This window comes from Rhodococcus sp. 15-725-2-2b, from assembly GCF_002259075.1.
GTDB lineage: Bacteria > Actinomycetota > Actinomycetes > Mycobacteriales > Mycobacteriaceae > Rhodococcoides.
Genome location: NZ_NPFL01000014.1, coordinates 13,741 through 36,154, shown reverse-complemented (window position 1 = coordinate 36,154; position 22,414 = coordinate 13,741). Strand labels below are relative to the sequence as shown.

21 protein-coding genes are annotated in these 22,414 nt (G+C 64.3%); 7 read left to right on the top strand and 14 right to left on the bottom strand.

All coding sequences use genetic code 11. The features are described from left to right. Positions 1 to 379: HNH endonuclease signature motif containing protein (locus tag CH306_RS16215; protein ID WP_143545426.1), on the top strand; the 379-nt coding region annotated here is incomplete at its 5' end. 7 nt (positions 380 to 386) lie between these two features. Here CH306_RS16215 and CH306_RS16210 read toward each other — a convergent pair. Continuing rightward, positions 387 to 1,883 carry an acyl-CoA synthetase gene (locus CH306_RS16210; RefSeq protein ID WP_094629314.1) on the bottom strand — a complete coding sequence of 499 codons (1,497 nt, stop codon included), beginning with the start codon at positions 1,881 to 1,883 and terminating at the stop codon, positions 387 to 389. 89 nt (positions 1,884 to 1,972) lie between these two features. Between CH306_RS16210 and CH306_RS16205 the strand changes: the two genes are divergently transcribed. From CH306_RS16205 to CH306_RS16195, 3 genes are all read left to right on the top strand, one after another. After that, the gene (locus tag CH306_RS16205) at positions 1,973 to 2,512 is read left to right on the top strand and encodes a DUF2231 domain-containing protein (RefSeq protein WP_094647117.1); all 540 of its coding nucleotides are present in this window, start codon (positions 1,973 to 1,975) and stop codon (positions 2,510 to 2,512) included. 197 nt (positions 2,513 to 2,709) lie between these two features. Then, complete coding sequence (locus tag CH306_RS16200) at positions 2,710 to 5,007, top strand: ATP-binding cassette domain-containing protein (protein WP_094647124.1); 2,298 nt, start codon at positions 2,710 to 2,712, stop codon at positions 5,005 to 5,007. A gap of 75 nt (positions 5,008 to 5,082) precedes the next feature. Beyond that, entirely contained in the window at positions 5,083 to 6,009 is a 927-nt protein-coding gene (locus CH306_RS16195) for an ABC transporter substrate-binding protein (protein ID WP_094647116.1), read from the top strand. A gap of 39 nt (positions 6,010 to 6,048) precedes the next feature. Here the strand turns inward: CH306_RS16195 and CH306_RS16190 are convergent, their stop codons facing one another. Genes CH306_RS16190 through CH306_RS16150 form a run of 9 tightly spaced genes read right to left on the bottom strand, consistent with a single transcriptional unit; the run spans position 6,049 to position 15,405 of the window. Next, positions 6,049 to 7,239, bottom strand: a complete 1,191-nt coding sequence (locus CH306_RS16190) for a CaiB/BaiF CoA transferase family protein (RefSeq protein ID WP_032394952.1) — start codon at positions 7,237 to 7,239, stop codon at positions 6,049 to 6,051. Continuing rightward, positions 7,236 to 8,702, bottom strand: coding sequence for a dihydroorotase (locus CH306_RS16185; protein WP_094647123.1), 1,467 nt, complete (start codon positions 8,700 to 8,702; stop codon positions 7,236 to 7,238). The genes CH306_RS16190 and CH306_RS16185 overlap by 4 nt, the downstream gene beginning before the upstream one ends. 23 nt (positions 8,703 to 8,725) lie before the next feature. Next, on the bottom strand, positions 8,726 to 10,096 hold the full coding sequence (locus CH306_RS16180) for an FAD-dependent oxidoreductase (RefSeq protein WP_094647115.1): 1,371 nt from the start codon (positions 10,094 to 10,096) through the stop codon (positions 8,726 to 8,728). Further along, positions 10,093 to 10,725 carry a hypothetical protein gene (locus CH306_RS16175; protein WP_094629320.1) on the bottom strand — a complete coding sequence of 211 codons (633 nt, stop codon included), beginning with the start codon at positions 10,723 to 10,725 and terminating at the stop codon, positions 10,093 to 10,095. Before CH306_RS16175 ends, CH306_RS16180 begins: the two co-directional genes overlap by 4 nt. Positions 10,726 to 10,738: 13 nt before the next feature. Beyond that, positions 10,739 to 11,443: an ABC transporter ATP-binding protein gene (locus CH306_RS16170; RefSeq protein WP_179272972.1), complete on the bottom strand. Its 705-nt coding sequence runs from the start codon at positions 11,441 to 11,443 to the stop codon at positions 10,739 to 10,741. Continuing rightward, a complete protein-coding gene (locus tag CH306_RS16165) occupies positions 11,440 to 12,162 on the bottom strand; it encodes an ABC transporter ATP-binding protein (RefSeq protein ID WP_032395095.1) in 723 nt (240 codons plus the stop codon). Before CH306_RS16165 ends, CH306_RS16170 begins: the two co-directional genes overlap by 4 nt. Then, entirely contained in the window at positions 12,159 to 13,202 is a 1,044-nt protein-coding gene (locus tag CH306_RS16160) for a branched-chain amino acid ABC transporter permease (RefSeq protein WP_094647114.1), read from the bottom strand. Before CH306_RS16160 ends, CH306_RS16165 begins: the two co-directional genes overlap by 4 nt. Next, positions 13,199 to 14,188 carry a branched-chain amino acid ABC transporter permease gene (locus tag CH306_RS16155; RefSeq protein WP_045199335.1) on the bottom strand — a complete coding sequence of 330 codons (990 nt, stop codon included), beginning with the start codon at positions 14,186 to 14,188 and terminating at the stop codon, positions 13,199 to 13,201. Before CH306_RS16155 ends, CH306_RS16160 begins: the two co-directional genes overlap by 4 nt. Then, a complete protein-coding gene (locus CH306_RS16150; protein WP_094629323.1) occupies positions 14,185 to 15,405 on the bottom strand; it encodes an ABC transporter substrate-binding protein in 1,221 nt (406 codons plus the stop codon). Before CH306_RS16150 ends, CH306_RS16155 begins: the two co-directional genes overlap by 4 nt. A gap of 210 nt (positions 15,406 to 15,615) precedes the next feature. Between CH306_RS16150 and CH306_RS16145 the strand changes: the two genes are divergently transcribed. Both CH306_RS16145 and CH306_RS16140 read left to right on the top strand, forming a co-directional pair. Beyond that, positions 15,616 to 16,404, top strand: a complete 789-nt coding sequence (locus CH306_RS16145; protein WP_045199332.1) for an IclR family transcriptional regulator — start codon at positions 15,616 to 15,618, stop codon at positions 16,402 to 16,404. Continuing rightward, positions 16,401 to 17,228 (top strand): HpcH/HpaI aldolase/citrate lyase family protein, encoded by an 828-nt coding sequence (locus CH306_RS16140; RefSeq protein WP_032394945.1) that lies wholly within the window; start codon positions 16,401 to 16,403, stop codon positions 17,226 to 17,228. The genes CH306_RS16145 and CH306_RS16140 overlap by 4 nt, the downstream gene beginning before the upstream one ends. A gap of 58 nt (positions 17,229 to 17,286) precedes the next feature. Here the strand turns inward: CH306_RS16140 and CH306_RS16135 are convergent, their stop codons facing one another. Both CH306_RS16135 and CH306_RS16130 read right to left on the bottom strand, forming a co-directional pair. Beyond that, positions 17,287 to 18,714 (bottom strand): MmgE/PrpD family protein, encoded by a 1,428-nt coding sequence (locus CH306_RS16135; protein ID WP_094647113.1) that lies wholly within the window; start codon positions 18,712 to 18,714, stop codon positions 17,287 to 17,289. Then, entirely contained in the window at positions 18,711 to 19,523 is an 813-nt protein-coding gene (locus CH306_RS16130) for a cyclase family protein (protein WP_045199325.1), read from the bottom strand. Before CH306_RS16130 ends, CH306_RS16135 begins: the two co-directional genes overlap by 4 nt. A 178-nt stretch (positions 19,524 to 19,701) precedes the next feature. Between CH306_RS16130 and CH306_RS16125 the strand changes: the two genes are divergently transcribed. Beyond that, positions 19,702 to 21,069, top strand: a complete 1,368-nt coding sequence (locus tag CH306_RS16125; protein ID WP_094647112.1) for an MmgE/PrpD family protein — start codon at positions 19,702 to 19,704, stop codon at positions 21,067 to 21,069. On the opposite strand, the gene CH306_RS29115 is transcribed toward CH306_RS16125, so the two are convergent. Next, complete coding sequence (locus tag CH306_RS29115; RefSeq protein WP_179272973.1) at positions 21,066 to 21,596, bottom strand: LpqN/LpqT family lipoprotein; 531 nt, start codon at positions 21,594 to 21,596, stop codon at positions 21,066 to 21,068. The two genes, CH306_RS16125 and CH306_RS29115, sit on opposite strands and share 4 nt — an antisense overlap. Next, positions 21,593 to 22,330, bottom strand: coding sequence for a hypothetical protein (locus CH306_RS29110; protein WP_179272974.1), 738 nt, complete (start codon positions 22,328 to 22,330; stop codon positions 21,593 to 21,595). Before CH306_RS29110 ends, CH306_RS29115 begins: the two co-directional genes overlap by 4 nt. Positions 22,331 to 22,414: the final 84 nt, after the last annotated feature.

Sequence of the window (22,414 nt, the reverse complement as noted above, 5' to 3'; positions counted from 1 at the left end):
ACTTCTCACTTGCGACGCAGACCTCACCCCGGTGATCGTCGACCACCACGGCGTCCCGCTCGCGCTCGGGCGCACCACCAGACTCGCCACCGACGACCAACGCATCGCCCTGACCATCCGCGACCGATGCTGCGTCATGTGCGGCCGCCCCGCACAGTGGTGCCACGCCCACCACGTGAAGTTCTGGGAACACGGCGGCAGAACCGACCTCGACAACCTCGCGCTGGTCTGCGGCGAATGCCACCGCCTCGTCCACCACGGCCACTGGCAACTACTCATGGGCGACGACGGACACCCCTACGCCATCCCACCCGAATCCATCGACCCCACACGCCAACCCATCCCCAGCTACCACCGACGAAAACAACGAGCAGCCTGACGACAGGTCAACCGCGCAGCTCACGCTTGAGCAGTTTTCCGCTCTGATTGCGTGGCAATTCGTCGACGAAGGTGACGGTCTTGGGCACCTTGAACGGCGCTATACGACCTTTCACATAATCGATCAACGCCTGCGACGACAGCGCACTGCCGTCCTTGAGCACGACGACTGCCGTCACCGCTTCGATCCACTTGTCGTCGGGCGTCCCGATCACCGCAACCTCGGCGACCGCCGGATGGGTGTAGATCGCATCCTCCACCTCGCGTGACGCGACGAGAATGCCGCCGGTGTTGATGACGTCCTTGATCCGGTCGACCACGGTGATGAAACCCTCGGCGTCGCGTGTCACCAAGTCACCGGAATGAAACCACCCATCCGAGAACGCATCTGCCGTCGCCTCCGGCTTGTCCCAGTAGCCGTCGCACAGCTGAGGAGAACGATAGAGAATCTCCCCGGGCTCGCCGTCCGGCACGTCGTTGCCGTCGGCATCGACGACACGGGTCTCGACGAAGAACACCGCACGGCCGCACGACGCCGGCCGTGCCTCGTGCTCCTCGGGCTGCAATACCGTTGCCAGTGGACCGATTTCGGACTGCCCAAAACAGTTGTAGAACTCGATGTCCGGGTAGCGCTCACGTAGCCGAGTGAGAACGGTGACAGGCATGATCGACGAACCGTACTGCGCCTTCTTCAGCGACGACAGGTCACGCGTGGCCAGGTCGGGGTGATTGGCGAGCGGAACCCACACCGTCGGGGCCAGGAACAGAGACTTGATCTTCTCCTCTTCGATCCGGCGCAGTATCTCCGGCACGTCCGGCCTGCGCATCAAGCGGACCGTGGCACCCACCGACAGATACGGCAGCATGAACACGTGCATTCCCGCCGAGTGGTACATCGGCATCACGAGCAGTGGATCGTCGTCCTGGGTGAACCCGAGCGCGATGACGCACGAGACGTACTCCGCGACGAGCGCTCCGTGAGACATCATCGCACCCTTGGGTTTCGACGTCGTTCCGGAGGTGTAGAGCAACTGAGCGAGGTCGGTCGAATCGGCGGCGGGTTCGAGTTCGGAGCCGTCGCCGTCCGTGCCCAGTACATCGGGCAGAGAAACCACGTGCTCGATCGTCAGGTCTGCACGAACGGAGTCGAGGGTGGCCGTCAAAGCCGGATCCACGAGCACCACGCGGGAGCCCGACTGATCGAGCAAGTACTGCAATTCGTCGCCCACCAGCGCGTAGTTGATCGGAACGTGCACCAATCCGGCTCGCGCACAGGCGAGAAACGCAACAACGTACGCATCCGAGTTGACGCCGTACGCCGCGACGCGGTCACCCTTGTTCAACCCCAACGCGATCAGTCGTCGGGCGGCGCGGGTGACGGCGGTATCGAGTTCTCCGTAGGTGTGGCTGCGTCCCTCGAATGTCACGGCGAGACGGTCGGGGAATTTAGCGGCCGACCGCCGCAGGACGCCGTCGACGGTGTTCACTCGTGTTCCGCTGCTCATCACCCGACGTTATAGGACGTCCAAGCATCTCGTCCCGTGTTTGGCTGCCCTTACGGTTCGCGCAGCGTCAGCGGGGCATGCGGCAACGTATGACACTCAAGCAAGCACTCGACAGCCTCGAATCGGCATCGTTCCTCGACGGAGCGAGCAACGCGATCAACGACGTCCTCGAGCCCGCACTCGACGACAGCACCGTCGGCGGCGCGCTCCGCGGACAGTGGATCGGCCACCCCATCCACCCGGCTCTGGTCAACGTCACCATCGGCAGCTGGACCAGCGCCGTTGCTCTGGACCTGCTGAATCACCAGTCGAGAGCAAGCAAGCTTGTGATCTCCATCGGGCTCGTGTCCGCGCCGGCCGCCATCGCCACCGGATGGGCCGACTGGTCGACGATGAACACCCGCCAGCGACGAGTCGGGATCATCCACGCGGCCTCCAACGCGACCGGCGTCTTCCTCTTTCTCGGCTCCTACCTACGTCGCCGGAAACAGACCGATGGCATCGCCAAGGCCCTGGCTGCAGCCGGTCTCGCCACAGCGAGCGTCGGCGGTCTCATCGGCGGCCACCTCGCGTACAGCTCGACCGAGCAGAAACCGGCTCCAGCGGGCAAGCACAGCCTTCGCCGCTAGATCGACAGTTGCTCCGATCGGCGCTGCGGGCTGCCGCCAGAACAAGCATCACGGACATCGAACCGACCGACCGCCGATCCCCTCACTCGTCTCACCGGTAGCGTTTCCGTACACCGTACGTTAGGCTGCGTCGGCACTGCACGAACCACCGTCGGTGCATGCCCGTCAGGGCACGGCGAAAGGCGACCGAAGCGCACATGACCCAGGCCCAGCCGTTCACACCAGCTCGACCATCCATCCAAGAACTGTCCACCATCGTCGTTCGCGGAGCACGCGAGAACAATCTCCGCGACGTGGACCTCGACCTGCCCAAGCGATCGCTCGTCGTGTTCGCGGGCGTCTCCGGGTCGGGGAAGTCGTCACTCGTGTTCGACACCATCGCTGCCGAAGCTCAACGGCAGATCAATTCCACGTTCACCGCGTTCGCCCAGACCTTCCTGCCGTCCTACGGTCGCCCCGACGCCGATCTGATCGCGAACCTGTCGGCAGTCGTGATCGTCGACCAAAAGCGCCTGTTCGGTGGCCCGCGGTCGACGGTCGGCACCATCACCGACATCGGCGACTGGCTGCGCATGCTCTGGTCCCGCGGCGTCACCCCGACGATCGGGTTCGCGAACGCGTTCTCGTTCAACGACCCGGCCGGCATGTGCCTCGAGTGCGAAGGGCTCGGGGAGGCGAAGGTCGTGGACATCGGTGAACTGGTGGACGAGTCGAAGTCCCTGCGCGAGGGGCCGTTCCGGCACCCGGACTTCGAGGTCGGGAAATGGCCGTATCGGGTGTTCGCCGACTCGGGCCTGTTCGATCTCGACGTCCCGATCGAGCAGTACTCCGCCCGCGAGCGCCACATCTTCTTCGACGCCAAGCCCGGCGAGGTCGAGGTGCTGAACCCCGACGCCGTGATGAAGAGCTACGAGGGAATCGTGTCCCGGTTCCGGCGCAGCTACCTGACCAAGGACGCCGATGCCCTCAAAGGCAAGGCCAAGCTCGCGTTCGAACGCATCGTCACGCGCGGTGTCTGCGAGTCCTGCGGCGGCTCCCGCTACAACGAGACCATCCGCGGTGCCACGCTCGAAGGCCTTTCTCTGCCCGACGCGTTCGCGATGCAGGTGTCCGAACTCGCCGACCGCATCGACGGGTGGCAGATCAGCGGCTTGGGCACTGTCACCGCCGAAATCGTCACGCAGCTGCGAAGACTCGTCGATCTCGGTCTCGGCTACCTCAGCCTGGACCGGGCGACGTCGTCGCTGTCGGGCGGTGAATCCCAGCGCATCAAGATGGTGCGACACCTCGGCGCCACCCTCAACGACATGCTCTACGTGTTCGACGAGCCGACCACAGGCCTCCACCCCCGCGACGTCCACCGCCTCGACGACATGTTGCTCGCGCTGCGCGACAAGGGCAACACCGTCCTCGTCGTCGAGCACGACCCCGAGGTCATGGCGATCGCCGATCGGATCGTCGAGATCGGCCCGGGCGCCGGAAAAGCCGGTGGCACAGTCGTGTTCGAGGGAACCTACGACCAACTTCGCAGCGCCGACACCAGGACCGGTGCCGCGTTGCGACGCGAGGGCGTCGAATTGCGCACTCCCCGTACCCCTTCGGGTTGGCTGAGCATCACCGGAGCAAACACCCACAATCTGCGCGACGTCAGTGTCGACGTCCCGCTCGGAGTCCTGACCGCCGTCACCGGGGTCGCCGGTTCCGGCAAATCCAGCCTCATCCACGGCCACCTCCGGGAGGCAGCGCCGGACGCCGTCATCATCGACCAGGCACCCATCCGCGGTTCGCGCCGCTCCTCCCCCGCGACGTACACCGGTCTGCTCGACCCGATCCGCGCATACTTCGCCAAGAAGACCGGGCAGCCGCCGTCGCTGTTCTCGCCCAACTCCGACGGTGCCTGCCCCGAGTGCCAGGGCAGCGGCGTCATCTTCACCGATCTCGGTTTCACCGACCCGGTGACGAGCACCTGTGAGACGTGCCAGGGCAGGCGATTTCGGTCGGGTGCGATCCGGCATACCGTCGACGGCGTCAGCATCGCCGACATCTTCGAGATGTCCGTCGAGGACGCGCAGGACTTCTTCGAGGTCAAGAAGATCCGTGACATCCTCCGCCGGTGCCGGGATGTCGGGCTCGGCTACCTCTCGCTCGGCCAGAACCTGTCGTCGCTCTCCGGCGGCGAGCGGCAACGGCTCAAGCTCGCCACCGAACTGGTCGGGTCGTCGCCGGTGCTGGTACTCGACGAGCCGACGACCGGTCTGCACCCGTCGGACGTGTCGAACCTGATTGCGTTGCTGTCCGGAATGGTGGACGAGGGCAGGTCGGTGATCGTCATCGAACACAACCTCGACGTCATCGCCGCGGCCGACTGGGTCATCGACCTCGGCCCCGACGGAGGCCACAACGGCGGACTGATCACCTTCACCGGAACCGTCGACGAGTTGGTTGTCTCCGACACCCACACCGGCACGTACCTGGCACGGAGCCTGGGTCGCTGACCGCGACCCGATAGTGTTGGCGCTCCACGAGGTACCGGAAACACAGGAGTGGCAGTGCAGCGTCGATCGGCACGAATGATCTCAGCCGGGTTCGCGGTCATCGCGCTGGTCGCGGCCGGATGCGGCAGCACGACCACGGACTCCCCGCCGACCGCTTCCTCCACCACGGCGTCGAGCGGGGAGTTCCCGAGAACGATCGCATCGGGCTCGGACGGCGAGACCGTCACCATCGACGCGATGCCCCGTTCGATCGTTTCTCTGAGCCCGACGGCGACAGAGACCCTGTACGCCGTCGGAGCGGGTGAGCAGGTGGCAGCCGTCGACGATCAGTCGGACTATCCCGCCGATGCCCCGAAGACCGGGCTGTCTGCGTTCACGCCGAGCCTCGAGGCGATCGTCGCGTACGACCCCGATCTGGTGATCACCTCCACCGACCTCGGCCTGGTGACATCCACCCTGGCCGAGGCAGGCATTCCGACGCTGCTGGTCCCGGCCGCGACGAGCCTCGACGACGCGTACTCGCAGATCGAACAAGTGGCAGACGCGACCGGGCACGACGCCGAAGGTGATGCGGTGGTCGCGCAGATGCGTGACCGCATCGATGCTGCCGTCGCGAGCGTGCCGACACGCGATCAGCCGTTGACGTACTTCCACGAACTCGACGACACCCTGTACACCGTGAGCAGCCAGAGCTTCGTTGGCCAGATCTACGGATTGTTCGGTCTGCAGAGCATCGCCGACGGATCCGGGGCTGGTGACTACCCGCAGCTGTCCGCCGAGTCGGTGATCACCGCGGATCCCGATATCGTGTTCCTCGCCGACGCCCAATGCTGTGGCGTCACAGCCGAATCGGTCGCGGCTCGACCGGGGTGGAGTTCGATGACCGCCGTCCGAGACGGCAGGATTTTCCCGATGGACGAGGACCTGTCGAGTAGATGGGGGCCACGGATCGCGGACCAGGTGGAAGCCGTCGCCGCCGTGGTGCAGCAGATTCCCGAGTGAACTCGGCGGGTGACCGGACACCGCGACACCCGCCGCGCTCTACACGATGCTGTCGCGGTGCATGGCCTCGATCTCGTCGGCGCTGCACCCTATTTCGGTGAGCACCTGGTCGGTGTCGGCACCGTGCTTGCGGCCGGTGTATCTGATCCGGCCGGGACTGCCACCCATCCGCCACATGACGTTCTGCATGCGCACGGGGCCGAGGTCGTCGTCCTCGACGGTCGTCACCATCTCGATGGCGTTCACCTGAGGATCGGACAACAGGTCGCTCGGCTTGTAGACGGGAGCGACTGCCGCTCCTGCCTTTTCGAACTCGTCGATCACCACGTCCTTGGTCCGCTCGGCAATCCAGCCGCCGACGTACTCGTCCAGAAGGTCGGCGTGGGCGGCGCGCTGACGCCCGGTGGCGAACCACGGTTCGTCCAGCACCTCGGGGTGACCCACCAGCACCAGCACACGTTCGGCTATCGAGTTGGCGCTCGTGGAGATCGCCAACCAATGCCCGTCTGCGGTCTTGTACAGGTTGCGGGGCGCGTTGTTGCTCGACCGGTTCCCTGTTCGCTCCTGATCGATGCCCAGTTGATCGGCATAGATGACGCCCGGCCCGACCGCAGCCATGATGGGGCTCAACAGATCCAGGTCGATCTGCTGCCCCTTGCCGCCGTTGTTGGTGCGGTGCAGTAGAGCCATCGACACGGCCGACGAGCCCGCGATCCCGGCAAGGGAATCGGCCAAGCCGAACGCCGGAAGCGTCGGCGGCCCATCGGCTTCGCCGGTCAGGTGCGCGAAACCACTCATCGATTCGACGAGCGTTCCGAAGGCCGGTCTGGTCGCGTACGGTCCGGTCTGGCCGAAGCCGGTGACACGCAACAGGATCAGACCAGGGTTGAGCTCGGAGAGAACGTCATATCCCAGCCCCCAGCGTTCGAGGGTTCCCGGCCGAAAGTTCTCGACCACCACGTCGGCTTCTGCGGCCAGGCGTCGGAATATGGCTCCGCCTCGGGAGTTTCCGAGATCGAGGGTGACCGTGCGCTTGTTCCGCCCGATCATCGTCCACCACAGCGGGTGACCGTCCTTGTCCAAGCCGTGCCCGCGCATACCGTCCGGCTTGGTGGGGTGCTCGATCTTGATGACCTCTGCCCCGAAGTCGCCGAGGATCTGCGCGACGAGGGGGCCTGCGAGAATCGTCGAGATGTCGAGTACCTTGATGCCCTCCAGTGGCCCCGTCACAGGTACGGGCGGTGCAGGTAGCGGCCGGCGGGCGCACCGGAGACGGCACCATCGGCGAGTACCCGCTGACCACGGACGAACGTGTCGGTCACCTTGGCACCTAGCTCGAATCCCTCGAATGGTGTGTACTCCTGCGCAGACTCGGAATCCTCCGGACGGACGGTCCAGGTGCGGTCCGGGTCGATCAGGGCGATATCTGCGTCCATCCCGACGGCGATGTCGCCCTTACCCGGTAGGCCGTAGCGTCGGGCCGGGTTGAGCGAAGTGAGCTCTGCGATACGCCGCCAGCTCAGGCCGCGCTTGCGTCCCTCGCTGACCAGCCCTGGAAGCAGATACTCGGCACCCCCGAAGCCGGACTTCGCGGCGAAGATGTCGCCGCGGTCCTCGGCGAACTTCTTCTCGTCCTTGCAGCACGCATGATCGCTGACGACCCAGTCGATGTCACCTGCGAGCAGGTGCTCCCACAGCGCTTCGACGTCGTCGCGCGGACGCAGCGGCGGGTTGACCTTGCCGCCGAGACCGTATGCGGTGTCGATGTCGGCCAACAGGTGCCCGATCGTGACCTCACGGCGGAAGTTGACGTGCGGGAACGCCTTTGCCATCCGCATCGCCGCAGTCAACGCCTTGCGCGAGGACAGGTGCAGCAGGTTGATGTTGGGCAGCTGCGTCTCGTCGGCCAGGAACGACGCGATGGTGACGGCGAGGCCCTCCGAGTGCGGTGGCCGTGACGCGCTGTACGCAGCCAGGCCCTCGAGGGTGCCTTCTTCTTCGACGATCTTGGTGTACGCGCTCATGATCTCGGCGGTCTCACAGTGCAGCGACAGCGAGATGTGATCGGCCTTGTCGCCCATCTGCTCTCGGGCAGCCTGGATGCCGCGCATGACGAACTCGAAGTGCGCCAGGTCGTAGCGCTCCCCCTCTGGAGTCATGAGGAATTCGCTCTGATCGGTCGACCGGCCGTGGAGCCCGTGGCTGCCGTAGAACATGAAGATCTTGAACGAGGTGACGCCGTGATCGGCAATCAGCGAGGGGATTTCGTCGATGTGTTCTTTGGACATCGGCGCGAGGTGGTACGCGTAGTCCACGTACGGGCGCCCCTCGGTGGCGTCGAGAACCTTCGGGAACACGTCGGCGTAGGAACCACCCGTGTTCATGTAGTACTGGCCAGTCCGCATGTAGGACAGTGAGGTGGTCACGCCGCCCTGGACACACGCCCGCGACTCGGTCTCGGCATCGTCGCCGAGCGAGTTGTAGATACCCCAGTGCTGGTGTGCGTCCACCACACCGGGGAATGCGACCTTGCCGGCAGCGTCGATGACGGTCTCTGCGGATCCTGCATCGATGTTCGCCTCGATACGGGTGAACTTGCCGTCTTCGATCAGCAGATCCAGAAACTCACCCTCGTCGGGGGCGTCGGATCCTGGCCGGACTACGCGCGCATTGGTGATCAAAAGCGTTGACATGATGGTCCTTTCGAATTTCTTCACTAGAGTTCGTTGATTTTGAGTGAGCTTGCCGCGAGGTAGGCCAGTCCGAGTGCCGGGAGCAATCCGTTACCGGCGAGGTACCCGGCAGCACCGTGGCCGGAGATGCCCATCGCGGCACCGCCCGAGGCGAACAGGCCGGTGATCGCCGAGCCGTCGGTTCGTAGAACACGTGCGTTCTCGTCCACGACGAGCCCGCCCTGCGTATGGAACAAGGCGGGCACGATCTTGATGGCTGCATACGGACCGGTGAGCGTGTGCTCGAATGAGCTGCGGCCGAACGGATCCGAGGCCTCTCCCGAGGCATACCTTTGCACAGCGGTGAGTTCCTCCACCACCGCCGCAGGTGGGAGCCCCGTTGCGGCCGCCAGGCCGTCCATATCGTCGGCCCATACTGCCGCACCCGAGTCGACGGTCTGTTGGAAGTCTTTGAACGACATGCACTTGTCGTAGATCGACCGGTCGATGACGACCCAGCCCTCGGATCCGGGTCTGGCGGCCAGAATGGCCGCATACTCCGAGTAACCTGTCGTCTCGTCACCGAACCGGCGTCCGGAGGTGTCGAGCACGATGCCGCCGTGCATCACCGTCGCCCATCCGACGAGCGTCGTGGCCTGCTTGGACAGTGCAGCATGCCCCTGGTAGGCATCGAGATACGCCGACTCGGCACCGAGACGACGGCCGATGGTGAGCGCATCGCCCGCGGAGTGCTCGCTGCCGTGATACCTCGCAGCGGCGATCTCCGGTACGTGCTCCGCCACCATGGCCGCGTTGGCACCGTAGCCGTTGGTGGCCAACAGAACTGCACGGGTAGGAACGACGTCGACGCTGCCGTCGGGCATCGTGATCGTCACTCCGTCGACAACCCCGTCGGAATCGACTGACACGTCGGTCAGTCGCGCGGGTGTCAACATATCGATGCGCGGCTCGTCGGCGACCGCTCGCGCGAGGTGCTCGAGCATCCCACTACCGTGGCGGCCTTCGACTGTGTGACAACGCAATTGCGAGTGCCCCGGGTACGAGAAGTCGGTCACGAGAGAGAGCGGCAGTCGGACGTGATCGGCGAGCCACTCGACCAAAGTGGCACTGACTTCGGCGAGCGCCGACGCCAGCCGATGGTCTGCACTGCCTTTCGTCTTGCGCATCACGTCGTCGAGGAACTGCTGCGGCGAGTCCTCGATTCCGGCCTCCCGCTGCCATCGTGACCCCGCGCCGGGAATCATCGCGGTCGACATCGCGGTGTTGTTGCCTCGCTTGAAGTGCGCACTGGCCTCGACGACCAGCACGTCGAGGCCGAGCTCGGCGGCGCGGAGCGCAGCAACGAGGCCGCCGCCCGCGCCGGCCACGATCAGGTCCGGGCCGTCCTCGCTCACGCGGACACCTGCAGTTCGGATCGCAGACCCAGTAGCCGTAGCGCAGTGGCGGTCGGGTCCACCACTTGCGGCGACGCGGGTGGATCGACGAGATCGACGGCCGAGCACGCATTGATTGCGATGGTGCACCGGAGCTTCCTCGCGTGCTCCGAGACCGCTCTCCCCCAGGCCCGGGTGTCGGCGATATCGTGCACACCGAGCCCGAGTACCTGGGTTGCCTCGGCGACGACCCCGTAGAACGCGAGCCGGCGATCCATCTCCGCAGCGATCACATCGTTGCGGGCGAGCGCGCCGATTCGATGCCCCTGGGACGCGTAGAACGATGCCGTCAGCCGGGTCAGGCCGTAGAGGGGCCGGATGAACGAGTCCGCCTCTTCGGCACAGGGATCGAGCACGCAGTCGGGCAGAAACCCATCCGCTTCCGTGTCGTGCACAGACCGAAATGCAGCAGACAGCACCTCCTCCGACCGTCTGACGTCACGTTCGGTGTCCAGTGCGCTCGGCGCGTCGGACCCGATGTTGCGGAGCTCGACGGTGATCCCTGCGGGAGAAAGGTGGTCGTACCGACCCTGGCGCCGCTGCAATTCTGCCGCGTCGACGTCGATCGGGGTGAAGGCCAAGAGATGCATGTGAAGTGAACTCCTAAATACCGAGGTAGGCAGCTTTGACCCGCTCGTCGTGTGCCAATTCGGATCCGGTGCCGGTCAACACGATCGATCCGCTCTCGATGACGTAAGCGCGATCGGAGATCGCGAGTGCCTGTGCGGCGTTCTGTTCGACGATCAGCACGGTCACGCCCGAATCACGGATTCGCACGATAGCGTCGAGCACTTGAGCAGCGAGCTTGGGAGCGAGCCCGACCGACGGTTCGTCCAGCGTCAGAACTCGCGGCTTCGACATCATCGCGCGACCGATGGCGAGCATCTGCTGCTGACCGCCGGACATGGTGTCGGCCCGCTGTTCTCGTCGTTCGACGAGAATCGGGAACAGTGCGTAGACCTGGTCGAGGGATTCCTTGACGCCGCTGCGCTTCTGGGTGTACGCACCCATCTCCAGGTTGTCGGCGACGGTGAGACTGCCGAACAGAGCTCGGTCCTGTGCGACGTGCACGAGTCCTGCCCGGACGATTCGATCCGCCCGCATTCCGTGAATGGCGTTGCCGTCCAGCACGATCGTACCGCCGGAGGTGGAGACCATACCGGACAGTGCGCGCAGCGTCGTCGTCTTGCCTGCCCCGTTGGCACCGATCAAAGAGACTATCTCGTGTCGGTCGACCGCGAGGTTCAGCCCGTGCAGGATTTCCAGACGACGGTATCCGGCGTGCAGGTTGTCGATCTCGAGCATCATGCTGTTTTCTCCTCACCGAGGTACGCCTCGACGACACGGTCGTCGGCAACCACCGTGCGTGGGTCACCCGAGGTGAGCACGGCACCTTCGTGCATGACCACCAGGCGCTCGGACAGGGCCATCACCGCGGCCATGATGTGCTCGACGAACAGCACCGTCTGGCCCTCCTGGTGCACTGTGCGCAGCAGTTCGATCATCGGTGCACGCTCGGCTGGGACCAGCCCGGCGAGAACCTCGTCGAGGAGCACGACGCGCGGCTCCATGGCCAGTGCGCGCGCGAGCTCGAGTCTCTTCAATCCCGCGGTCGACATGGCCGAGACCTTGCCGCCGACCTGATCGGACAACTGCACACGATCGAGAACATCGAGGGCATGACGCCGCGCATCCCTGCGTGACTTGCGCTTCGACAACGCGGCGATGGTGACGTTCTCCAACACCGACATCGACTCGAACGGGCGCATCAGTTGGAACGTGCGGACCAGTCCGGCGCGCGCTATCTTGCTGGCCGGCCAACCCGTGATGTCGGTACCGTCGAAGATCACTCGGCCCGTGGTCGGTGGCTGTTCACCCGACAACAAGGAAAACAAGGTCGTCTTACCTGCCCCGTTGGGGCCGATGATCCCGAGGAATTCGTGCTCGGGCACATCGAGGCTGACATCGCGCACCGCATGGATACCCGAGAACGACTTGCTCAGGTTCTCGATGCTCAACAGGCTCATCGGTTCCACCTCTCACGGATCGTGCCGAAGATTCCCTTGGGTAGGAAGATCACGATCGCGATCAGAATCACCGAGTACGCGGCAACGTCCAATCCGATTGTTCCCTGCAGGAATTCGAGGAAGGCGGGTGGGTTTCGTAGCAGTTCGTTGATCAACTCGGACAGCGGCCCGATCACCGCAGCACCGATGACCGGTCCCCAGATCGTGCCGATGCCACCGATGACGGCCGGAACGATCGCTTCGACGGAGACCGCCGAACCGAAGGCCTGCTCCGGTCCGACGAAGAAGTAGTACTGCGTGTAATAGACACCTGCGACGGCGGTCAGCGCACAACTCGCCGCTACGGCGATCAACCGGTACTTCATCGTGTCGATACCGAGTGAGGCTGCGGCGGTTTCGTCGTCGCGGGTGGCGTGGACGAACTGCCCGGCCCGCGAACGGGTGTAGAAGATCGTGCCGAGAACGGCGAGGGCCAGAATGACGAGTGGAATCCAGACGTAGTTGGGGCTGCCCTTTTCGAACTGCAGCATCCACCACGAATCCCGTGGCAGGATCGGCACGTTGAATCCCTCGGTCTTGTTGAAGACTTCGAGGTTCTGCACCAGCAGCAGGAACATCTGCGCGAAGGCGAATGTGGCCAATGCGAAGTAGGACCCGGCCAATCGGTAGCGCAGACACAGGTAGGCGATGAGCGTTCCCACCACCGCCGAGATGATCGCCGCGAGGATCATCGAGATCCACGGCGAGACGCCGCGTTCGACCAAGAGATACGCACCGGTATAGGCACCGATTCCGAAGAAGGCGGCGTGGCCGAAACTGAACATGCCACCGAACCCGCTCATGATGTTCCACGCCACGGCCATCACGGCGAAGATCAGCGTGCGAACGGCAACGGTCTGTGCCTGCTCACCGAGCATCAGCGGCAATGCCGCAACCACGACGAAACCGATGGCGAGCGTGATCAATTGGCGTCGGAGCCAGGTGTCCTTCAACCGTGGATCGTGCTGCACCGGAGTGGGTGCGCTTGTTGTCGTTGTCATCGGCGAGCTCCGTACAATCCTTCGGGCTTGAGAAACAGGACGAGGACGAACACCGCGAAGACGAGGATCAGCGAGCCTGTTCCCGGTAGATACAGCGCACCGACGGTCTGCACGAGGCCGATGACGAGGCCACCGACCATCGCTCCCACGACACTTCCGAGTCCACCGAGAACCACGATGACGAACGCCAGGATGGTGAACTGTTCTCCGACCGACGGCGTGAGACTGGTGAACGGTGTCATCAACCCGCCGGCGACGGCGACGCACGCGGCACCGATACCGAAGGTGAGCGCATAGACCCTGCCGATGTCGACGCCCACGAGTTTCGCGCCTTCGGAGTTGGATGCGACTGCGCGAATGGACAATCCGAGCGGCGTCCGCTTCAGCACCGCGCTGAGCGCGACGGCGACCAGAGCGGCACCGATGAACGCCACCACGCGCGGCCACGACGCCACCGCACCGAGAACGTCGAGGGAACCGTCGATCGGTGCCTGGACCGATTGTGGTCGCCCGCCGAAGATCATCAGCAGCACGTTGATGATGAGCAGAGACAGGCCGAGGGTGACGAGCAAAGGGCCGTCGTGGCTGCCACTGATGGTCAGCTTCGTCAGCAGAGTTGCCTGAACGACCATGCCGAACAGGAACATCACCGGAACTGCCAGCAGCGTCGCGACGTAGACCGGCAACCCGGCAGTGGATAGCGCGTACACGATGTACATCGCCATCGTCAGCATCGCGCCCTGAGCGAAGTTCACGATGCCGAGAACGCCGAAGATGAGCGTCAGTCCGACCGAGATCAGTGCGTACACGCCGCCGAGCAGAAGCCCGGAGACGACCGACTGCGTGACCAAGCCCTGATCTTTACCACCGACGAGGTAGATCACCGCCATGATGACGACGATCGCTGCTGCGACCGGGATGCCGGGGTCGATCCCGGCCAGACCTCGCTTACCCGTCTTCTCCGCAGTCGAGGTAGCCGCCGTCACTGGCCGGCTCCCACGGGGAATTCGATTGCGTCCGTTGCGAACTCCTCGGGAAAGACCTGTGCGATTGCACCGTCGCGGACCTGCATGACAATGACGGTTGCGTTCTTGTTCTGACCGGTCTCGTCGAATTCGATCGGTCCGCTGAACGCGAGGAGCGGGTCGTCGATCGAGACGCCGGAAATCGCCTCGCGCAGATCTTCCGGGTCACTGGAGGCTCCGTCGTTGAGACCCGCCGCGATGACCTCGACCGCCTGGTAGGACAGCATCGCTGCCGTCTCCATCGGGCGTCCGTACTGGGCCTCGAACCGCGTACGAATGTCGGTGACGCGGTCGCTGGTGGCGTCGAAGTGGTAGTTGGCGCTCAACACACCGTCGCCGGCCGCACCTGCGTCGCCGGGAAAAGAGCTGTCGTCGAACGCGCCGTTGGCAATTCCGTAGACACCCTTGACGTTCAGATTCAGCTGCTCGACGGCGCGGGCGATCAACAGACCGTCCGGGTAGTAGCCGGTGGCGACTATGACGTCGGGGTTGGATACTGCAGCCTCACGCACCTGTGTGGTGGCGTCGGAGAAATTCGTTGCAGGATAGGTGATTTCCTGCACCGACGAGATTCCCTGGTTCGCAGCCTCGGCCTCGAATGCGTTGAAGACACTGTCGCCGAACGATCCTTCGATGTGCAGGTAGGAGACTCGATCGATGGCCTGACCGGTCTGCTCTTCGATCGCGGCGAGCGCCTTTGCACCGTCGGTTCCCATGCTGGAGGCGTTCGGCTGCATGCGGAAGGAGTACTGGTACCCCTGGTCCAGGATCTTGTCGTCCACCGCCACGTCGATCACAAGCGGTACCCGCGATCGTTCGGCGACAGAGGCGACATTCTGAGTGACGTCGCTCTGGTACGTGCCGATGAGCGACACCGCGCCGTCGTCGATCAGTCGCTGCGCCTCGCTCTGTCCGACCTCTGCTTTGCCCTGGCTGTCACCCGATACCAACTCCAGTTGCCGACCGTCGAGGGACGAAATGCCGCCTGCTGCATTGATATCGGCCACCGCCAGTGCAGCACCGTCGTTCATCAGACCGCCCACACCTGCCAGCGCTCCGGTGGTGGGATGAACCGATCCGATCTTGATGGGGCCGGAGTCGTCCGAACCGGTGGACGAACCACACGCTGCAGCACCCACGACGGCAACGGCCGTCAGCACACCTACGAGCTTCTTCATTGTCGAATCTGCCTTCCGCGCCTACCGGCGCCGAGTCGAACCACTGGGCGGAACCAACCGTTCCGCTGAGCGCACCATCAGATTGATGATTGATCTCGCTGGAATCGAGTATGGCACGCATCACGGGCTCAGAACAGGCTCTTCCGTCAAATTCTTGTTACGGGTATGGTTCGCTCAGCGGAACGCATGCACATCCGAAAGGTGGCACTTATGGTCAGCAGGCCAGTACTGGAGACATCGACCGGCACCGAGTCGGCCGATCGTGTCGCCGACGTGCTCATCGCATTCGCCCAATCCGATCGCGCACTCGGCGTATCGGAAATCGCTCGAACGCTTGGGCTGAGCAAGGCTGTGGTGCACCGCATTCTGCAATCGCTCGCATCGCGGTCGATCGTGCAGCCCGTCGCGGGCGAGTCGACGTATTCCCTCGGTCCCGCCGCGATCGGACTCGGAACCAAGGCCTGGAGCCAACTCGACGTGCGGTCCATCGCCGCTCCGGTATTGCGTGCGCTCCGTGCGAACACACGTGAAACTGCCACGCTGTCGGTACTCGTCGGGCACCGCCGCGTCTATCTCGATCAGTACGAGAGCCCGCAGGAAGTGAAGATGGTCGTCGAAATCGGCCCGCAGTACGCATTGCACTCGGGAGCGTCGAGCCGAGCGATCCTGGCGTTCCTCCCCGACCGATTCGCGGAGGAAGCCTTCCAGGAACTCCGCAGCACCACCCCTGACGCCGACGAGACCCGCTTCCGCGCTCGCCTCGACGACATCCGCACCAACGGGTACGCGACCTCGACGAACGAGCGCAATACCGGTGCAGCATCGATCGCCGCTCCCTTCTTCGACGCCGCGGGCCACGTCCTCGGTTCGGTCAGCTCGTCCGGTCCGGCCTTTCGCTACTCCTCCTCAGCGGACGACGAGCACATCGTCCACGCCGGCCAGGTCGTCGCCGCGGCTCGATCGATCACCACCATCCTGGAAGCGCGAGCAGCCCGATGATCCCTACATCCGCCCGATCGTTCCTCTACGTCCCCGCGAACAAGCCGCAGCTGTTCGACAAGGCGGTGCGCGGAGAGACCGACGCGGTGATCATCGATTTGGAGGACGCAGTTCCGCTGCCGGACAAGGACCGAGCGCGCAACGAGGTCGCACAGTGGTTGGCGTCGAGGTCATCCACCGACACCCAGATCTGGATTCGGGTCACCCCTGAGTTCATGACGCAGGATCTCGAGGCCGTCGCCGGAACCGGAGTCACCGGCATCATGGTGGCGAAGTGTTCGACCGAGTCCCTGACACGTGCGGACCGATTCCTCGACATGCGCAATCTCCCCGACATCGAGCTGATCGGCCTCATCGAAACAGCTCACTCCTTGCGCGCTGTGCCGGAGATGGCTCGATGCAACAGGGTTCGAACCTTCGGGGTCGGCGAGGTCGACCTCCTCGCTGACCTGCGGATCACACGATCGGAGCACACCGAATCGATGATCGACGCCATTCGGTTGAACGTCGTGATCGACTGCGCTGCAGCGGGATTGGCCGCACCGATCGCTCCGACGTCGACCGACTTCCGTGATCTGGACGGATTCGTCACCACCACAGCACGTTTCGTGCAGATGGGTTTCCGCGGCCGGACGGCATTGCACCCGAGCCAGGTTCCGATCATCAATGCCGCACTCACGCCGTCGACGGACGACGTGGCTGCAGCCCGTCGACTGGTGGAACTGTACGACGTGGCCCAGGGTGGTCCGACCGTCGACGACAACGGCAGATTCGTCGACGAAGCAGTGGTACGGGGCGCGCGGGAAATCCTCGCCCGGGCCTGAGCCGGTCGCACTGCAGCTCGGGCACCGCCATACGAGTGGACGGTGCCCGAGGACTGTCCTATTGCTGCGTGGTCGATTTCAGATCGGTCAACGGAGCAAGCAGTGTTCCGATGTCGGTCAGGTCCCCGAGCCGATCGCATCGACCGGCCAATTCTTTCAGTTCGACGTCGGAGAGGAACGGCCCGGCATTGCTGGTGAACTTGGTCGAGACCTCACCGAACGACAGCGGCCGTTCGGGTCCTCCGCGCGTGGTCAACACCTCTTCGACCACGACCGTTCCGTCGGTCAGTGTTGCGGTCAGCACCGCCGGGAACTGATGGGGGAAAACGGCATCACACCGGGCATCCGGCACCACGTCGACCTTGGCCATCAGCGCACGTCGATCCGCCGACTTCGCCAACTCGTCCGTGTAGTCCTCGAGCGCGGCACCGAGTCCTCCCCCGCCCAGCAGCCCGACCACAACCGCGTAGGGGCCGCTGAACTGAGCCATGTATCCGGTCTCGGGCGTGCGCTTGACGTCGATGGGTTCGCCGATCGTCCGCAGGTTCGCCGCAGGTACCCCCAGCTCCAGCTTCTTGATCTGCTCCGGACCGATTCCACGCGCGCGAAGGGCTCCTCCCGCGTCGATCGCAGCATGGGTGAAGTGATTGGCCGGGTACGGCTTGAAGAAGATTCCTGGAACAGCCCACTCGGAGCCGAGTCCGTTCAGGATTTCGTCGGCTCGGCCCGGTTCGTGTAACCAGGCCTGGAAGAAGCCGAACCGTCCTTCCAGGACGGTCGGCGGTCCCGTGATCCCGTGTCGCGCAAGCCCGGCTGCAGACAGAGCGGAGTGCGCCGCCCATCCGCAGTGCATACGCTTGACCGTTCCGCCGGTGCGGTTGGCCTCGATGATGCCCGACGCCATCGAGGCCGCGATACCCATCGTGTCCACGATCTGTTCCTCGGATGCACCACCGATGACGGCTGCAGCCACGGCGCTGCCCATGGCACCGCAGATCGAGGTGGCATGTTGACCGTGCTCGAAGAACACCGAATTCTTGGTCTCCGGATCGAACCCCGCCATGCCGATGCGCACACACACTTCCAGCCCGATCGCGATGCCGCGCACGAGTTCTCGGCCGTCGGCTCCGTGCTCTTGAGCGGCCGCGAGTGCCGCAGGCACCACGCTGGCACTCGGGTGCAGGATCGACGGCAGATGGGTGTCGTCGAAATCGAGCGAGTGCGCGAGCACGCCGTTGACGAAGGCGGCCATGGCAGGCGGGAGTGCAACATCGAGTCCGACGGCGGACGCCATTGCCGACCCACCTTGCTCCCGTGCCCACGCGGTCGCGGCCCGACTGGTATCGAGGTCGGTGGCAGCCACTGCAATTCCGAGTGTGTCCAGAACTCGCATCCCCACCGAGGCGACGACTGCTTCGGGGAGATCGTGGTAGCGGGTGGTCGCGGCGAAATGCGCTATGTGCTGCGCGAGTGTGCGTTCGGTCATGCGGACCTCACCGCCAACGGCCGGACCGGCGAACCCGTTGCGCCGAAGATGTTCAGCGGCACGAGGAGGAACGTGAACTCGAAGAGTTCCTGCTGCGAGAGCTCTTCGAGGTCGAGCGCCTCGATGATGTAAATTCCGCTCTCCACCAAGAGAACTCGATGCGCAGGTAGCAGACCGTGGCCACTGCCGGGAGCGAGCCGCTCGAACGCGATCGTGTCGGCACCTGCAGCGTGTACGCCTCTGTCCGCCAGCCACTGCGCGCCTGCTTCTCCGACTCCGGGAACACCGGACGGTCCGCCGACGTAGGGCAGCCCTTCGGCGAACAACTGCCCCCAGCCGCTGCGAATCAAGACGACATCGCCGGCCCCGATCTCGACACCCTCTGCTGCACATGCCGATTCGAGATCGTCCACGGTGATCTCGTATCCACCCTCGCAGCGGCCGACACCGAGGAGCCTCGGAATGTCCAGCAGCACACCGCGTCGGATCATGGGCTCGATGGTGTGTACTCCGTGTTCGACGTATTTCCCACCGAGGCAGGACTGACCTGCGTCGGCCCCGCCGTGCAGTTTCCCGTCCTGGCTGACGTGAGCAAGAGCGTCGATATGGGTACCCACATGCGTTCCGGTGGTGATCATGTCGTTCGCGGCACTGCCGCCATCCGCTCGGGTCATGTCACCGTGCCTGCGCGGCAACGTGTGCCAGAACTGCGGATGATTGGGTGACTGCGGCATGCCGACCCTCAGTTGCCTACCGAGATCGACTGCGTGCACGCCCCCCTGGACGGCACGAAGAAGTTGATCGGACATTGCTTCATCTCCTCGTTCGACGCTGAGCAGTCACCTCACACCAGCGTAATGTCGTTTCGCTAGCCGGAACGCTTGGAGGCTTCCGAGAAGTGCACCGGCGGCAGGATGAGCGTAGCAGTCCTCCGCCTACCCGTCTCGATCATTGACTCTTCGATTTGTAACCTTCTACAGTCCACGAATGAATGGCTCCAATTCGTTTCGCTCAACGGAACATATTGCCGCGGTAGACCGCCTGGCTGCCGTGATGGTCGATCTCAGGGGCGCACCGTTGCCCGCACCGCTGAACGACAGGGCCCGGTTGATCCTGTTCGATCTGCTGGGTGTCACGCTCGCCGGTGCCCGCTCCGCCGAGATGGTCGAATTGCGAAGGAACTGGACTGCAGAAACTGGATCGACGCACCCGATCGGCGGGAGCGTAGGCACTACGGTCGACACTGCGTCCGAGCTCGACGCGATCGCATCGTGTTGCCTCGAACTGGACGAGGGCAACAAGTACGCCGCCGGTCATCCTGCTGCGCACGTGCTCCCCGCGGCCATCGCTGCCACCAGACTGGCACCGACGCCGATTTCGGGTTCGACCTTTCTGACGGCCATCGTGGCGGGATACGAAGTCGCCGCTCGATTCGGCTGGGCACTGAGCCGCAACAGCTCCTGGCACACCCATGGCCACTGGGGTGCCACCGGTGCCGCCACGGCGGCGGCATTCATCCACGGTGCCGGAGCCAGCGAGGTTGCCGCGGCGATCGACTCGTCGTCTGCTCTGGTGCAGGTGGCACCGTGGGCAGTGGTCCTCGACGGAAACTTCTCCCGCAACCTGTGGATCGGCGGTGCAGCGCGGGCGGGCTTGAACGCGGCCAGGCTGGCCCGATCGGGGGTGGTGCACAACTCGGGTGCCATCGAGCACACCTTGGGTGCGATCGTCGGGACCTTGAACATCGCCCGACTGACCGAGGACCTCGGCGATCGATGGCTCACGCTCGAGGGCTACACGAAACAGCACGCGAGCTGCTCGTACACGCACGCCGCCGTCGACGCCGTGCAGAGCCTGCGCTCGAATGCCGAATGGTTCGCAGACGACATCGAACGTGTGCGGGTGCGCACGCATTCGTTGGCAGAACCACTGTTTCGCCGACATCCTTCCAGCAGGCTGGGCGCTATGTTCTCGCTGCCGTTCGTCGTGTCCGCCGCATTCGTGTCCGACGCGATAGACGTCGAATCGCTCGATCCCCGAGGTGCGACTTTCGCGTCGGCCGAGTTGTTCAGCGCTCGAGTCGACGTCGCGTCGTCCCCCGAACTGGATGCTCTACTGCCCGAGCGTCGAGCCGCCGAGGTGACGATCGAATTCGAGGACGGAAGTTCGGTCTCCGCGACCACCCCTAATCCGGTCGGCGACATCGACCATTTTCCGATGGACTACGCCGCGCTGCGAGCCAAGATCTCTCGCTTGGTCGGCGAATCCGATACCACCGTTCTCGAACACATCGTCGATGCCCTCGGTGCGACGGAGGACGTGGCGGCACTGTTGCTTCAGCTGCCCAGGCACTAGCGTCGCCCGATACGCATGTCCTCGATCAATTCGTCCGCGGCGCAGGACAGTTTCTGCCGTAGCGAATCCGGCACGGTGACCGTCACCTGAATCAGATACTGATCGACGATGTGGTGGACCACGACGTAGCGGGTCCGGGCGAAGAGCAACCGGCCGTCGCAGTCGTAGCGACCTGCGATCGAGACTGCCGGTAGAGCACGGAACGGGTCTCGGTCGTGACCGATCTCGACCCATCCGGGCAGCGCCCGGGAGTCACCGAAGCCGCAGTTCAGCAACGATTCCGGATGAACCGATCGACTGAGCTTGCCGACCAGGACCACCACGTTCGGAACGAATCCGTCGATTGTGTTGGCCGGCGAGCACAGCACCGCGGTGGCGTGCGGGAACAGGTGCTCGGCAACGACCTCCCAGTCTGGTTGCGTCGAGAGGTTGAGCCCGAACCGGTCGCACTCGTCGCGGTGCACCGGCACCAGTTCGACACCCTCCTGCTGGAGAAAGGTTTGTATCGTCCTTTCTGCAACCGTCACTGGACAGCATTCCTTCCAGCGGAGATCGACGCGGCTCGGTCGGCGCGGATGCGCTCGAGCAGACCGGGCGGACGCAGTAACTCCCGCGCATCGTCGTGGCCCAGTTGCGCGCGAGCCCAGGGATTGTCGCGACACCATTGCAACAGGGCATACAACGAGTTGGGCTCGACTTTCTTCTCGCACACCATCAGCGTCAGTTCCTGATCCGATTCGCCGTCGGCTGCACGGTACGCGACTCGGATAGTGGGGTACCAGTGCGGATGTGACAGGGCCGGATTCGGATGCGTCTGCGGTTGCAGCTCGACGATCCCGTCCCACGGCACGACCGTGACGGCTGTGGTGACCTTCCACCCGCGGCGACGATAGATCTCTTCCACAATGCCATCGGGATGCAGTGAAATTCTGGTCCGGTTGACGATCAACACACTGAGGGCGAAGAACAGCAGCAATATCGGAGCGCCGAAGTGCGACATGACTACGATCTTCAGCTGGTGACGCGCAGCACCTACGGGTTCGTCTGCTCCCCATTGGACGTAAGACACGCCGGCCACCAACGCGATTGCAAGTATTCCGCTGCGGTACAACACATTTCCCCGCCCCGGCACTGCCACGCCTCGGCCGACTCCGGCGACGTTCACCGGTCGCAGGAAACGTGAAAGCCGGGCAGATCCGATGCCGGACAACAATACTGCGAGGGTGAGCGGCAAGAGCATCAGCAACGTCAGCCACGACATGAAGAGGAGTGTGTCCGCGTCGATTGTTCTCAGCAGCCCGGAAGTCACGATTGTCGCCGCAAGGACGGCAGACAGAACGCCGAG